Raw genomic sequence first — 15,620 nt, forward strand, 5'->3', positions numbered from 1 at the left:
TTTTGTTTTTTAATATAACAGATTTTCAGAATAATTTTATTTTATCATCCTTATAATCGCTAAATCATCTGTAGGTTTTACCCCATATTGATGTTCCAGCTGTTTAAGCTTTCTGTTGAGCATATCTTCCGTATCGTTGTTGTTTTGATTAATCATCAGATATTCCATAAAGTTGATGACTTCATCGGGATCGGTCTTTTTTATTTGTGAGAAGCTGGAAATGCCATCAGTAGCAATAGAAATATCATCCAGGTGATCAAAAGATATTTTCTGAGACAGACCGGAATACCAATTTTCAAAATCTTCATGAAGATGATAAGCTAAATAATCAGGTTTATTATTACGGTCAAATTCCGTGATATTTCCATTGATACAAACAACTCCGTCACCAATGGCTAGGATTAATCCTTTGTCTTTTGAGATATCATAAACCAAAATTATAAGAGTAGATAACAGCTCTTTTTCATCCAGCATCAGATGCTTTTTAATAAATTGAAGTTCATGGAATAAGCCTTTGATGATTTCTTTGAGTTCTTCTTCCGGACTGTGCTGGCTGTCTTTTTCATATAATGCTCTGTAGCCTATTTCAATAATGGTTTTACGCAAAATTTTTCCAATAAGTGTTGAGGCAAAATGACTGTCCATAGCGGTAGAACATCCATCCATCACAGTACATACAATTTTATCCGAACTGATTTTTTTGATGAGAAGATCATCTTCACAATGATTAATATGATAATCTCCGATTTGTAGGGTAGAATATAAATCCATCAGCTGCAAAAATACTTCTATTTTTTTGATGGATATTAGTAAGTTTACTTCAAACCATCAATCTCCTTTTGCATCTTATCTTTCCAGCCTTTTCCATTTCTTTTTTCAAGATAAGGATTCACTGTTTGTATGTATTTCTTTTGTGCCTCATGATCTATAGGATCAATAATACAACCTGTATTCACATAAGTTACACCGTATTTCTTTCGGATGTCCTGTATTTTGCTTAGCGTTGATTCATTATAAGAAGGAATTGAAAAACCTCCGGCATAAGATAGCGTAACCTGATCATTCTGTATATCTTTTTGGGCTTGTAGAATATATTCAGTTTCTTTTTCTGAAAGTTCTTTTTGTTTTTTTATCAGTTCAGTTCCAGATGAAATGATGAAGAAAAGAAGAATAATAGAATTGAGAACAGGGTAAATCCTTAAAAACTTAGCCTTGAAACTTAAATTTTTAATTGATACATTACTCAGAAGATAGGTGATAAGAGCGGTACCAGCTAATATAAAAGGGAAATATTCAAAACCTGATTCTTTAACGGAAAGCCAGAAATTGAATTCCAAAGGATAATTAATAAAATAATATCCGGAAATATAGACTCCTGCCAGAAGCAGTATGATGGTAAGATTAATGATAATAAGATTTCTGTTCATGATAATAGTTTACGGATTAAATTATCACTTATTATGCCATTTCAGAATCTTATCCATAACAAGTAACTGCATTTCTGATGAAGTTACTTGTTATTAATGATAGTATTAAATATCATATTCTATTTCCCCTACATAATGCAGTGAAAAATCATCATTTTCTACAGAAACCGGATTAGGAATAACAAATCGTGTCGCAAAGATGATCGCATTCACGGGCGTGTCCAGACTAAGTTCATTCAGCTTTTTTTCTAAGATCGGAATCCATTGGTCAGCATAAGAATATTCTGCAAATTTGTCATAAAGACTAAGGCTTTCATCCTCAAAACCATATTCTATAAAGTCATCGTCAAACCACTTGATATTCTGTGATTCTGCAAACTTGGAAACATACTGATCATCAGTTTCTTCCTCTATATAATAATTTTCATCCTCCTCTACGAAGCTATAGAAATCTTCTTCATTTTTGAAATATCCTAACCAGAAGTGTGAAATTTCTTTATCCATAATTGTATATAAGTTTTATTTTTTAATATTTTTTAGCAAGTGAGATTTTTCACCGCTGATAAGCATACTGGTCATTATTGTGAAGCCTGTTTCATCTCCTATATTCACATTGATTTTTTCTGAAAACTGCTGAATGAAATCTCCATTATTAAGATCATAGAGCCGGAATAATGAATTTCCAAAGGTCATTCCCATAGATTGGTTGATATTGAAAACAACCGGAAGCAGTAATAGATCTGCATTGCCGAATTTTTCTTTAATATAGTTCATTTCCTCACCAGTTATTATGCCTGTAAGATTAGGAAACATTTTTACTTCTTTGGATTTATAATCTTTCTCAGCGATTTTCTTTAAAATATCGATCACCCTTGTATCCATATTTGCCCGTAAAACAGCTGCATCTTTAAATTTTAATTGAAGAGTATCCCTTAAAATTTGATTTGTAATATCGTCATTATCTTTAAAATCATTGATAATGGGTACAAAAGCAACCGTTGACCCATCACTTTTAAAAGAATAATTTTCATTAAATACTTTTTGGGCATGTAAAAATGTCATTCCGGATAATACGGTAAATAATGCAAAAATAAGGTTTTTCATAGGCGTTTTTATGACAATCTCTTTGTTAAATCCCTTTTATGCAAGGAAAATTGTTACAATTAATATGTAATATTACAAAAGTTTTTTCCGGAAATACATTTTTTGAGGAAACAACATAAAATCTCCGCAGCAAAGATAGTTCCTTAATAGGATTTATTGTAAATTTATTCTCTATTTAAATTGTAAAATATGGATTTTCTTCAGGATCATTACGCCATTAAAAATGAATTGCTGCTTATCCTTATATCTGTTATTTTAGGACTGTTCATTGGTGCCGAAAGAGAATACCGTAATAAATCGGCTGGTCTCAGAACCTTTATTCTTGTGTGTTTTGGAGCCTGCCTGTTTACCATACTTTCTATAAAAATAGGTGTGGCCAATCCGGATCGTTTGGCAGCCAATATAATTACGGGAATCGGATTTCTGGGAGCAGGAGTTATTTTCAAAGGAGATAATAAAATTGAAGGAATTACCACAGCAACCACTATTTGGGCCACCGCTTCTATAGGAATGGCGGTAGGTTCCGGCTATATTTATATTGCGCTCCTAGGAACGGCGTTGGTTTTAATTGTTTTGAGTGCCTTAACCTATCTTCAGAATTTTATTGATAATTTCCATAAAGTGAGAGAATATAGAATAACACTTACCCATTCAGAAGATATTAAATATTGTGAAAATATTTTTAAAGAATATCATTTAAACTATCAGATGATCAAGCAGCAGTATTCACAGGGAAGTTTGGCTGTCATATGGAGACTGACAGGTAAAAATACCCATCACGAAGAAGTAATCAGAAGGCTGGTAGACGATCCGAAGATTATAGCCTATCAGTTTTAGGATATAAAAGCAAAAAAATAAAGGCTCAAGCCTTTATTTTTATTTTTTCTTGAATACATAAAGATCCTTGTTTGGGCCATCAATCTCTTTTCCTTCCATATCCAGTTGGATCAGCATATTCTCACCTACTTTATATTTATAGTTGGCAGATTTCCCTTTTAAAGTAATCATGCTTCCTGTAGCATCCCATACAAAAGAACCTTTATCCTGGTTTTTTGAATTTCTCTCAAGGTATTCCTCGGTAATACTGAATGTTTTATCATCATTCAATGTCAAAGAAGTCTTTATTCCCGGGCAGTCGGCGCAGGGAACTGTTGCTTCATAAGTTCCCGCCCAGTCCAGTGCATTTTCAGAGGTATCACCTGCAGCTGTAGGAGTAGCTTTAGTGATGCTGTCTGTAGCAGCAGGTTGTACAGCCGCAGCAGAATCTGTAGTGTTGGTTGTTTCAGCAGCTTCCTTTTTAGAACATGAAGCGAGGAACAGAACAGATGTCATTGCTAACACAAACATTTTGCTTTTCATCATAATAATTAATTTAAGGATGTTTTTAATAATAAAGTTACTTCCAATCAACAAAAACTGAGCCAGAGGAACACTGAAGAGCAGATTTCATCAATGGTGAATAGTCAATTCGCTTTGCTTGTCAATTTTTATTTTTTGCATCAATTTTAAATGAGTACATGATGAATTGGAAGTGCCTTCTGAGAAAAAAATCACCATTCACTTGCGAAGCAAATTCACCATTGACTATCCAACTTTTGAATGCATTGTGAAGAGTGAATAGTCAATTCGCTTTGCTTGTCAATATTTCATAAATTTACTTCTGTCTGATCATAAAAATTCACCTTTCACTTGTGAAGCAAAATTGGCCATTCACGATCAACCTTTTTAAAAAAGACCTCGCAACAGTTTTTCCACCTCTTTTATAAAGCATGTTCATATTTTTCTTTGTAAATTGGGGCAAAATTTTGATTATGACAAAAAAGATACTTTTATCTGTATTTCTTTTGCCGGCTGCAATGGCATTTGCGCAACAATATGGAGGAATGTGGATTCCTACAGAGCTGAATGAAAAGGAAATGAAGGATTTAGGAATGAAGATCTCTGCAAAAGATATTTTCAATCCTCAGAAACCAAGCATTAAAGATGCGGTTGTACAGTTTAACGGCGGATGTACTGCAGAAATTATTTCACCTAAAGGATTGCTTTTAACCAACCATCACTGTGGTTTTGGGCAGATTCAGGCACACTCTACCGTTCAGAATGACCTGCTTTCAAACGGATTCTGGGCAAAAAATACAGCAGGAGAACTTCCCAACCCGGGAGTAAAAGTAGATTTTATTGTAGATATAAAAGAAGTTACTGATCCCATATTAGAAGGTACAGATAACCTTACAGAACCTGAACTTACTAAAAAGATCAACAACAATATTGAGGTGTATAAAAACTCTCAGAAAATTGAATCTTACCAGTCGATCATGGTAAAGCCAATGTATTATGGAAACAAGTACTATGCTTATACCATAGAAACGTATAAAGATATCCGTCTTGTAGGAGCACCTCCTCAAAGTATCGGGAAATTCGGAAGTGATACTGACAACTGGGTTTGGCCGAGACACACAGGGGATTTCTCTATGTTCAGAATTTATGCGGACAAGAACAACAAACCTGCAGAATATTCAAAAGACAACGTACCTTACGTTCCAAAACACTACTTACCGGTTTCTATCAAAGATAAAAACGAGAACGATTTTACTTTTGTTTTCGGATTCCCGGGAAAAACTACAGAATACCTTCCTGCAATCGCTGTAGAGAAGATCATGAAAGATATTGATCCTGCAAGAATTGCGGTACGAGATGTTGCTTTAAAAACGTTGGATGAAAAAATGCGTGTTGATAATGAAACACGTATCAAATATGCTTCAAAATATGCTTCCGTTGCAAACTACTGGAAAAAGTGGATTGGTGAAATAGAAGGATTGAAAAAATCCAATGCAGTAGAAAAGAAAATAATGTATGAAGGTTCTTTGGTAGCTAAAAACCCGGAGATTAAAACTACTTTGGATCAGCTGAATAAACTGTACAATGATCAGGCTCCTTATGCATTAAACAATGCTTACTTCACAGAAGTTATCAAAAATGCTGAGACTTTGAAATTAGCTGGTGATTATTATGACTTCGTTGCTTCTGTAGAAGCAGGGAGAATGGATGAAAAGGAACTTTCAAAACTGAAAACAAAATTAACTTCTTTCTATAAAGACTACAGTGCAGAGCTAGATGCTAAAGTAACAGCAAAACTATTGGCTTTATACGTTAATAAAACGGCACCTCAGTTTTTACCAACGGGATTCAACAAATATAAAGATGAAAATGCCAATATTCCTGTTATAGAAGATATGTCTAAAAACTCTGTTATTACAGGAAGAACAGCTGTAAACGGAGGAACATTGACTGCCGATATTGATAAAGCATTTTCTAATCAGGATAAACTGATAAAGACTTTAAAGAAAGATCCTATTTATCAATTATATGTTTCGATGAAAGAAACCTATACGAAAACTGCAGATCCGCAATATACTTCTATGCAGGCAAAAATTGATGCTTTACAGAAGAAATTCATGGCACAGCAGATGAAGACGGATAAAGACAGAAAATTCTTCCCGGATGCGAACTCAACACTTCGTGTAACGTATGGTAAAGTAAAAGGTTCTACTCCCAGAGATGCGGTTTCTTACGGATACCAGACTCATCTTGCAGGGGTAATGGAAAAGTACGTTCCCGGAGATTATGAATTTGATGTTCCAAAGAAACTGATTGATCTTTACAACAAAAAAGATTTCGGAATCTATAAAGATAAAACTGGTGATGTTCCTGTAGGATTCACTGCAACGAACCATACTACCGGAGGAAACTCAGGAAGCCCAGCTCTTGATGCCAACGGAAACCTTGTCGGATTGAACTTCGACAGACAGTGGGAAGGAACAATGAGTGATATCAATTATGACCCGCGTTTCAGCAGAAATATTATGGTAGATACAAAATATATCCTTTTCATCATTGATAAGTTTGCTGATTCAAGATGGCTTGTTGATGAAATGAAAATCATAAAATAATTTTAAAAGTTATACCTTTAAGAATCTATTTGAATTTAATTTTGAATAGATTCTTTTTTATTTAAAATAGGATGAAAGACAGAATCATCAATGTTTTGGCAGCTTTTGAATCTGAGAATATAGGGAAATCATTTCCGCTGGATTATTGTCTGCCGCTTTATCATAGTGTTTCAGACAAAGAACTGCCTCATTTAAAACATGTGATCCGCTATAAGACGACCCAGCAGTTTGAAGACGATCTCGATCATATGGCCGGGAATTTTCAGTTTGTGAATTGGCAGGAGTTTAAAGAATTTACGTCCGGGAATTTCAAGCCTCAGAAAAAGATTGCCATGCTCACTTTTGATGATGGTTTCAGAGAATTCTACGATATTGTCGTTCCTATTTTGGAAAGAAAGGGAATATATGCCTGCAATTTTATCAATCCCGCTTTCATAGACAATAAAGATATGATGTTCAGATGCAAAGCAAGCCTTCTTGCCGATGCTGCTGAAAAAAAGAAAACCATTGATCCCGAAATTTATTTTATCTTATCGTTGAAAAATGCAGACAGAAGCATTTTACAAAAGAAAATTTTATCTGTAAATTATCAGCAAAAAGATATTTTGGACAGGCTTGCTGAAAAATTTGAAATAGATTTTAAAGCGTATTCAAAAGAATATCAGCCTTATCTAAGCACAGAAGAATTAAAAGAACTTACCCGTAAAGGTTTCGGAATTTCTTCGCACAGCTGGGATCATCCGAAATATGGAGACTTATCTTTGAAACGGCAGATGGAAACAACAGATAAAACCTTTGATTATTTAAAAGAAAATGGTTTTTTATACGAAAGTTTTGCCTTCCCTTTTACCGATTTTGAAGTAAAGAAAGAATTTTTTGATGAACTTTATAAAAATGAAGACATCTACTGCAGCTTTGGGTGTGCAGGTATAAAACTGGACAGCGTAAAGAGAAATTTCCAGAGGATTCCAATGGAAATGGGAGAGAGCGGAGCACAGATACTGAAAAGGGAAATCACTTACTTCAGACTGAAAAGCCTTATTAATAAAAATATGATAGTGAGAAAATGATAGCGCTGAAAACTTTCAATAGAAACCAGCTGGACGATTTTATATCATCCGGAGCTTTCCGGCAGTATGATTTTCTTCCGATTACCGGACATCGGGCGCTGTCTCATATTCAAAATCCAAAAGCATCAGATGAAGATGTACTTCTTATTCTTGCCTTTTATGAAGAAAAACTGGTAGGTTATGTGGGATGTTTTCCTGATTCCTTTATTATTGATGGAAAAGAAATCCGTTATGCCTGGCTCAGTACTCTGTATGTAAACCCGGAATACAGAAAAAAAAGACCAGCCAAAGCATTACTGAAAAAAGCTTTTGAAGAATACGAAGGCAGAATTGCCATTACAGAATTTACCAAAGAGGCAGAAGCACTCTACAATATTATGGGTGTTTTTGAATATGTTTTTCCTAAAGAAGGCAAACGATATTACTTCAGAACCGATGCGGCGAAAATGATTCCTGAAAAGAAACCGGGAACGAAACCTTTGAAACCTCTTTTTCAAATTCTGGATGCTGCAGCCAATGGACTGATCTCAATAAAGAACCTGGCAGTACAAAAACCAGATTTCAAATATGAAGTTCTGAATAGGATCGACAAAGAAAGTACAGATTTTATTAATGGATTTTCTGGGAGACGTGACGCATATGAAATCAATACCTTTATCAGTTATCCCTGGGTTTTGGAAGGTAAAAAAGATGAAAAATACCTGTTTTCCAGTTTTGCTGACAGCTTTAAGTTTTATTGGATTAAAATTTTGGATCAGGATAATAACATTTCCTCTTGCTTCCTGTTGCAGCTCCGTGATGGCTATCTTAAAATACCTTACCTTTTTTCAAAATCTGATCTGGCTGAGGTGGTTCGGTTTTTAAATTATTTTATGATAATTCATAAGGTGAAAGGCTTTACCAGTTATCAAATCAGGCTGAATGAAATGATCCGGCATTCAAGCGCATTTTCCCATATCTACGAACGTAATTTTACCAGAAAATATCTCTTCCATAAGGACTTACTGAAGCTGCTTCCGGAGGGTTTCAGCCCCAGTTATCAGGATGGAGATGCAGATTGTATGATGGTTTAACAGATCTGCAATATATTTAATCTGGTTTTTGAGACAATAAAATTAATATTCGGGCTATTGAACGCTGGAAAAAAAGACTGAAAGTTACTTTCTGTCCTTGTTATTTGCAGAGGTTATCCCGAATCCAATTAATGTTTAGAAAGTTACAATACAGAAAAGCTGGTCTTTATTACCAGAATAGTTTTTTTTATAGTTCTGGTCTTCACGCTGATTAGAACAGGAAGTTCTTATCTCGGACTCAGGCTGTTTAGCAAAAATAGAAATGATAGCAACAGGCTCTGTTTTGCCGGTGTGTAACAAAAAAGGAGATCAAAATGATCTCCCTTTCTGTATTTAGTGTGTTCAATAAGTATTCCTCCGAATATTTTCTTGAGTAAAAGTAAATAATACCTTATTTCCACAAATCACACGTTATCTTTTATTAGTACAGACCGTAAGTAGGGGTTGAAATATTTGTGTTGCCGCTTGGTGACAATTGCCTGTAAGTGTTACTGCCGGAAACAATTATTCTGTTTGAATTTTCAAGATCGGTTCCCACCAGCATAGCATTATAACCTAAGTCTACAGAAGTAAGCTGGAGAACTCCATCATAAAGCTGGCTTTGCACCTTGATCCATGTATTAGATGTTCCACCAATTTGGGAGAACCTATTAGATAGATCTGTTCCGAATATCCATACATTATGGTTTGTAATAATAACCCCACCATTATCACTAAGGTCAAAGTCTACAATTTTTTCTCCTGCATCCATAGTGATATAGCTGGTAATGTCCTGTAATTCTGAGGTGCTGGCAGTACCAGTTCCCAAGCCGATATTAGATTTCGGAGCATTCACGGATTGAGATGCCCATATGGAGCCGTTGCTAAACATCGCAAGAGTTCCGTTATGTCCAATCATTACTTTCTTTATAACACCCGATGATGCAGTTGCTGATGCAAAAGATGCTGTGATGTCTATCGGAGTAGGTTTATTTCCATTATTTCCAAGGCTGGAACTCATACCTGCTCCTAAATAATATCCCCATGCATATATGTTATGATCATTAGTAATTGCAGTGAACATACTGGAACCGTTAAGGTCTTCGCCTCCCCAGATAGATTTTACATTGCTAAGGGTTGGGATTTTGGTAAAGGTTGGTGTATTACCAGTAGTAATACCTAAACCGGTTTGTCCATTTGTATTAGATCCTGCAGAATATACATAACCTTTGTTAGTAAGAATTATGGTAGCATTCGGTGATGTCTGTACCTGAATGGCTTTCTCGTCAGTAGCAGCTCCTGTTAAAGTAACTTCCTTCCATGATGTGTTTATATTTGAAGTGTTTCCTGTTCCAAGTTTCCCACTAGTATTAGATCCTGTAACAAAAATTTTTCCATCCGTATTGATCATAACATGAGATGATTGGCTTCCGCTTACAGTAAGAACATTACCTTTATATAATCTCTTGGCAGGAGATACGCTGGTTGCTGTTGTTGGTAATCCCAGACCATTAGTAGCATATCCTGAACCAGTGATATATCCATTGTCAGCCGCATTACCAAACACCGCCGTATACATATTGACACTAAATTTTTTCTGCATTAATGGCTCTGTTAAGTTAGAAAAAGAATTGGCTACCCAATAAACACTGCCCAAAGCCGTTATGCTTACACTCGACTGGTCTATAAGACAGTTGGACCATCCTGTTCCTGTTTTTACACGGATACATTGGGAACCCTGGTCATATACTAATGTGCCTTCTACAGCAGTGTTTCCCGATGGGGTGAGTGTATTATTAGCATCATCAACGATGGGGAGAACCAGCCCGTTCTTTTTGCCGGTTTGGTTTTTGATGTCCATTACACCCTGAGGATCATGGGTGTAAATCCCGACCTGCGCATTGTATATACAGGATAGCAAGAACATAAATAGAAATACATTTTTTTTCATTTGTAAAATTTTATAGTTTAACATTTATATTTTTAAGATTTGTGATTTTATAGAATATTGCTCTGCGAAGGTAATAGGGATTTTAAATTTTAATCACAAAAGATTAAATCAAAGTGTAAAAGAATGAATCATTTTAATAAAGTGCTGTAAAATATGATGTTATATGTTTTCAGAAAATGTTTAATTGTTTTTTTTATTTGTGAAAATGATTTTTTTTTGAAATTTAATTGTTTAATTGATCTCTTTGTATATTAGAAAATGAAAAATATTGTTAATTTTAAAAATGGAAACAAGTGAACTATTATATGTAAAGGAAAGAGAATTCATGAAGAATTTCGTTTTTTGTATGTCTCCTTTCTACTTTTATATGGGATGCTTTTACTATATTGTGGACCCAAATGGGATCACGCATCTTATAATATTCACTTATTTTGCATCGATTTTAATAGGATTATGGCTTGGATTAAAATTGAATATGACGTTTAAATTTCTCACAACTCTTCATATTCTGGTCTATACTCTGATGCAGTATTGCTTTTATATTACCTACAATACTTTTTTAATACAGGCACTGTACTATATTCCGGCATTTTTGATACTTAATTATCTTTATAGCCTCAAAGTACTGATTCTCTGGTCGGCTTACATAGTGATTTCTTTTCTCAGCCCTTTTGTTTTGGATAATTTTTTTAACTTTTCACATCCGTTGAAGCTGAGCAGGACAGAAGAAATGATCCAGAATATATCTACTTTTGTAGCCGTTATTTTTGGTATATTTTTTATTTTTCATTACTTGAAAATTTTTAACAAAATAAAACAGGATGGATTGCTGAAAAAAGGAAATGAAGAAATTCAGTCAGCTGAAAACCACTCTGAACCTGAAGCTGAACTCCTGGAAGACCATTCCATGGCTCATATTGAAATACCATCAGATTATGCAGATAAATTTGATGAACTCTACCAGCGAATCATTGCTTATATAGAAGAAAATAAGGTATGGCAGAATGCAGATTTTTCTATCAGCCAGTTAGCAGAAAAGCTGTCTTCTAACCGTACATACATTTCTAAGGCTCTGAGAGAAAAAGGAAAAACAAATTTTAATAATCTCTTAAATACCTACCGTGTCCGGCAGGTTTTACAGGATTTTGAAAATCTGGAGCACAAAAATTATAAAATCTCATTTATTTACAGAAAAGCAGGATTCAGCTATCAGGCTAGCTTTAGCCGCGTATTTAAAGAAATTACAGGATATACAGCCACTGAATACCTGAAGCGTAAAGAGAAAATGTAAAAGTTGTCAGAATTCAGTAATACGCTATCAAGATCCATGATCTTATATCTTATACCATCAGAATATAATGAAAAATCTTCAACAGTATATGCTTGAAAACTCCCATAAATTTTCTGTAAACATTAATGATAAAATGGACAAAGAAAAAGGATGTACTAAACTTTGGTACATCCTTCTTTTTGTTATTTAAACATAGGAGTTCGGGATAATGTCTAACAGAATCTCAGTTTATTTAATGACCAAAAATATCCTTAAGACTTACTTCTTTAAATGCTCCCATTTTGTTGACTGCTTTCATATCAAGATTCTCTTTCTTGCCGATAATGGCCGTGTTAAAATGTATTGATTGAACTTCTGTCTTATAAAAATGGTTGATATCCTCAAATTTCAGCTGCTTGATCTGTTCATAAATATCCTTTCTGAAATCATGATAGATATTCAGTTTCTGTAATCTTAAGGTATTGAAGAATATATTATTTCGGGTAACTCTTGTGGAGGCAATCTGTTTCAGCGCTGCATTTCTGGCATTTTCAAACTGAATGGGTACTTCAGGAAGTTCGTTCATCAGTTCATTCAGAGTGTCTACAGCGATCATCAGTTTGTCTGGCTGGGTTCCGATATAGGTAGTCACATAGTCAGGATGGTTCAGCTCAGAGTTTGCAGCATAAGAAACATAAGCAGAGTAGGCCAGACTCTTACTTTCCCGCATCTCCTGGAAAACAATAGAAGACAATCCTCTTCCAAAATATTCATTGAAAACATTGATCTTTCCGAAATGAAGCGGATTCACCTCGTTTCCTTTACCAATCTTGCTCATTTCCATCTGAACCATATCGTAGTTGATGAAATTCACCTTTCCTCCCGTTTCTGGTTCCGGATATTGCTTGGCTTCCGGGATGTGAAGACTTTCAGGCCTTATATAATGACCGATGTATTCTTTAAAGTTTTCAAAGTTTTTACCGTAGAAGAATACCTGATAAGGATATTGGAAAAGCTTTTTCATTCTGTCTGTGAATACTTCAGAATTGCTGTTTTGAAGTTCTTCTTTAGAAATGACATCTGTAAAACGTGAGTTGCTGCCCAGTTTCGTATAATTGTTCAATGCCGTTATAATACGGTTTTTATCTTTCTTGATGGCCTCTCGGTTTTCCAGTACTGTGCCCACAAACTGATTATAGATTTCCTGATCAGGTTGTACATCATGCATCCAGTGCTGAAGAAGAGCAATTCCTTTTTCTATATTTTCTTCCAGTCCGCTTAGGGATATGATCAGTTGGTTGTTCGTGGTTTTAAAATCATTGCTAATTCCGATTTTGAAAAATTCCTTTTTTAAATCCTCCGGTGAAAGGGTATCAGTTCCCAGATACTGCAAAAGCTGAGTAGAAATTCCTAAATCTCTGTCATTATCACTTCCAAAAGGGAAAATAAAATGTACCTGAGCAATATCGTTATACTTATTCTTTACAAAGCTTAATTTCTTTCCGTTACGCTGATCCGTGATGATCTCTTTTTGATAATCAATAAATTCAGGTTTAATATCTTCAGTTTTATCCGCCAGAATCTCTTTTAAAAATTCCGATTGAGTATCACGGTTGATTTTAACAGGAGTAATTCCGGGATTCTCAACCCTGATCAATTTGTCATTCACCCCTTTTTCTTTATTGACAACCACATAGTTTTCTTTGAAAAACTCATTGGCAAAATTTACGACGTCATCTTTGGTGAAAGCAGCATATTCATCCATTTCATTCAGTTCCTCTTCCCAGGTTCTTCCTTTTATATAGCAATCGTAAAGATTGGTGGCAAGACCTTCGGCGGTTTCAAGACCTTTCATTCTCTGAAGTTTGAAATCATTGATAATGGCTGGCAGCATCCAGTCCGGAAAATCTCCTTTCTTGATCAGCTCAATTTCATCCAGTACCATATTCTTTGCATCCTCCAGAGTCTGTGTTTCCTTAGGAACTGCAACGATGGAAAAATATCCATACTGTCTTAATCCTACAGAAAAAGCCTGAGCCCAAAGCATCTTCTGGGTCTGATTAATATGCAGATCCAGTAATCCTGCTTCCCCTCTGTTGCTGAGGATATTCGCAACCACATCAGCCAGCATTGCTTCTCTTGTTCCATAGCTGTCTGTTCTCCACGCAAGCTGAGTACGTGGAGTAGTAGGGCTTTTTACCGTTCTCACTACAACTTCTGTAATAGGCTGTTCAGTAATGGGTGTTTTTACAGGAAGCTCCTTATAAGGTAAAGTTCCGAAATACTGATCGATTAATCGGATCGTCTCATCAAAATCAAGGTCTCCCACCAATACCATAGCATAATTATTGGGAACATAATATTCATCAAAATACTTATGAATAGCTTTCATGGATGGATTTTTCAGATGTTCCGGTTTTCCCAGCGTTGTTTGCTGCCCATTAGGATGAGTGGGGAAAAGAGCATCCATCAGTTCATAGCTCACAAGTCTTGTGTCATTGTCCTGCGCTCTGTTGAACTCTTCATATACCGATTCCAGCTCAGTATGGAAAAGACGAAGAACAATTTCAGAGAATCTTTCCTTTTCTATTTTAAGCCATTTTTCAAGTTCATTGTTCGGAATATTGTTTTTGTAAACCGTTTCATCAAACCAGGTATGCGCATTGGTACCACTTGCTCCCAGAGAAGAAATTGCTTTGTCATATTCATTGGCAATAGCATATTGGCTGGCTTCCTGCGAAACTTCGTCTATCTTTTTATAGATTTCCCTTTTCTTTTCAGAGTCCTGTTCTGCCTTATGTTCTTCATACAAAGCTGAAATCTGATCAAGAAGCTCTTTTTCCTTTTCCCAGTTCTGAGTCCCGATTTTAGATGTTCCTTTAAACATCATATGTTCGAGATAATGCGCCAATCCTGTATTATCAGAAGGATCATTATTACTTCCTGTTCTTACCGGAATAAAGGTCTGTATTCTTGGTGCATCAAAATTCTGAGCAAGAAAAACCTTTAATCCATTTTTCAAAGTATAGATTCTGACCTTGTTTTCGTCATGTGTTACTGTAATATATTCGTAGTGGTTTTTATCCGTATGAACCGTCTCCTTATATTTTCTGTCTATCATATATAAAACTCATTTCATTCCTTAGAAACCGGAATGCACTACAAATGTAAGCAATCAAAAAAAATGTTAGCCTCTTTTTATCATTATTACATCTATTGTTATAGTTGAAAAGGTGAATCATTCACTATAAACTGTTTCTCAAACCCGAATATCATCATATATATGGTAACTATAATTTCATACTCTCACCTTCTCACCCTTAAGAGTATAATTCTCTATTTCTTACCAACCCTCTCACCCTCTCCAACTCTCCAACTTTTTTTGGGGGATCTTTTTCCTGCTCTCCATTCCTACTCCTCGCGCCATGCTCTCCCAGGCTGTCACCCAGAGCGAAGTCGAAGGGTCTCCCAGGCTCCAACCCACCGACTCTCCCACGCAAGCTGCGGGGTAACCATTTCTATCAGGGCTAGGGGGGGAGTTATAAATGATAAATGATGAATGATGGATGATGGATGATGGATGATGTGGGTTTCGGGGGAATGATCATAAATTTCTATTCCCATTGTGTCATTCCGTAGGAATCCCAACTTCTTTACGAGAGTCTTAAAGGAAGTAATATGACAGGATAATATCTAAGACTTTTTTTAGCAGTTAGTATTAGCCGTGTCCTGCAGAGCTGAGGCTAAGCATTTTAATTAATTATGGGTATAGGAGCTAAATCCTATTACTCTATAT

At 35.4% G+C, this 15,620-nt stretch carries 12 protein-coding genes; 5 read left to right on the forward strand and 7 right to left on the reverse strand.

What is annotated here, in order from left to right; all coding sequences use genetic code 11:
- Positions 1-36 precede the first annotated feature (36 nt).
- The 4 genes from C8D70_RS15595 to C8D70_RS15610 form a co-directional block, all read right to left on the reverse strand.
- Positions 37-771: a protein phosphatase 2C domain-containing protein gene (locus C8D70_RS15595; RefSeq protein WP_110367893.1), complete on the reverse strand. Its 735-nt coding sequence runs from the start codon at positions 769-771 to the stop codon at positions 37-39.
- 44 nt (positions 772-815) lie between these two features.
- Positions 816-1,427, reverse strand: a complete 612-nt coding sequence (locus tag C8D70_RS15600; RefSeq protein WP_110367894.1) for a hypothetical protein — start codon at positions 1,425-1,427, stop codon at positions 816-818.
- Between the two features lie 105 nt (positions 1,428-1,532).
- Positions 1,533-1,931, reverse strand: coding sequence for an immunity 22 family protein (locus C8D70_RS15605; protein ID WP_110367896.1), 399 nt, complete (start codon positions 1,929-1,931; stop codon positions 1,533-1,535).
- A gap of 15 nt (positions 1,932-1,946) precedes the next feature.
- On the reverse strand, positions 1,947-2,531 hold the full coding sequence (locus tag C8D70_RS15610; RefSeq protein WP_076596277.1) for a hypothetical protein: 585 nt from the start codon (positions 2,529-2,531) through the stop codon (positions 1,947-1,949).
- Between the two features lie 189 nt (positions 2,532-2,720).
- On the opposite strand from C8D70_RS15610, the gene C8D70_RS15615 reads away from it, so the two are divergent.
- Positions 2,721-3,368 carry an MgtC/SapB family protein gene (locus C8D70_RS15615; protein ID WP_110367897.1) on the forward strand — a complete coding sequence of 216 codons (648 nt, stop codon included), beginning with the start codon at positions 2,721-2,723 and terminating at the stop codon, positions 3,366-3,368.
- Between the two features lie 39 nt (positions 3,369-3,407).
- Here C8D70_RS15615 and C8D70_RS15620 read toward each other — a convergent pair whose 3' ends face one another.
- Entirely contained in the window at positions 3,408-3,893 is a 486-nt protein-coding gene (locus C8D70_RS15620; protein WP_228408041.1) for a copper resistance protein NlpE, read from the reverse strand.
- Positions 3,894-4,342: 449 nt separating this feature from the next.
- On the opposite strand from C8D70_RS15620, the gene C8D70_RS15625 reads away from it, so the two are divergent.
- The 3 genes from C8D70_RS15625 (at position 4,343) to C8D70_RS15635 (ending at position 8,624) form a co-directional block, all read left to right on the forward strand.
- Entirely contained in the window at positions 4,343-6,481 is a 2,139-nt protein-coding gene (locus C8D70_RS15625) for a S46 family peptidase (RefSeq protein WP_083688855.1), read from the forward strand.
- A 71-nt stretch (positions 6,482-6,552) separates the two neighbouring features.
- A complete protein-coding gene (locus tag C8D70_RS15630) occupies positions 6,553-7,551 on the forward strand; it encodes a polysaccharide deacetylase family protein (RefSeq protein ID WP_110367898.1) in 999 nt (332 codons plus the stop codon).
- Positions 7,548-8,624 carry a GNAT family N-acetyltransferase gene (locus C8D70_RS15635; protein ID WP_110367899.1) on the forward strand — a complete coding sequence of 359 codons (1,077 nt, stop codon included), beginning with the start codon at positions 7,548-7,550 and terminating at the stop codon, positions 8,622-8,624. Before C8D70_RS15630 ends, C8D70_RS15635 begins: the two co-directional genes overlap by 4 nt.
- Before the next feature lie 421 nt (positions 8,625-9,045).
- Here C8D70_RS15635 and C8D70_RS15640 read toward each other — a convergent pair whose 3' ends face one another.
- Entirely contained in the window at positions 9,046-10,554 is a 1,509-nt protein-coding gene (locus tag C8D70_RS15640) for a hypothetical protein (protein ID WP_110367900.1), read from the reverse strand.
- A gap of 793 nt (positions 10,555-11,347) precedes the next feature.
- Here C8D70_RS15640 and C8D70_RS20875 point away from each other — a divergent pair.
- On the forward strand, positions 11,348-11,845 hold the full coding sequence (locus C8D70_RS20875; RefSeq protein ID WP_168801943.1) for a helix-turn-helix domain-containing protein: 498 nt from the start codon (positions 11,348-11,350) through the stop codon (positions 11,843-11,845).
- 232 nt (positions 11,846-12,077) lie between these two features.
- Here the strand turns inward: C8D70_RS20875 and C8D70_RS15650 are convergent, their stop codons facing one another.
- The gene (locus tag C8D70_RS15650; RefSeq protein WP_110367902.1) at positions 12,078-14,945 is read right to left on the reverse strand and encodes a M16 family metallopeptidase; all 2,868 of its coding nucleotides are present in this window, start codon (positions 14,943-14,945) and stop codon (positions 12,078-12,080) included.
- Positions 14,946-15,620 lie beyond the last annotated feature (675 nt).

It is taken from the genome of Chryseobacterium sp. CBTAP 102, from assembly GCF_003201365.1.
GTDB classification, from domain to species: domain Bacteria; phylum Bacteroidota; class Bacteroidia; order Flavobacteriales; family Weeksellaceae; genus Chryseobacterium; species Chryseobacterium candidae.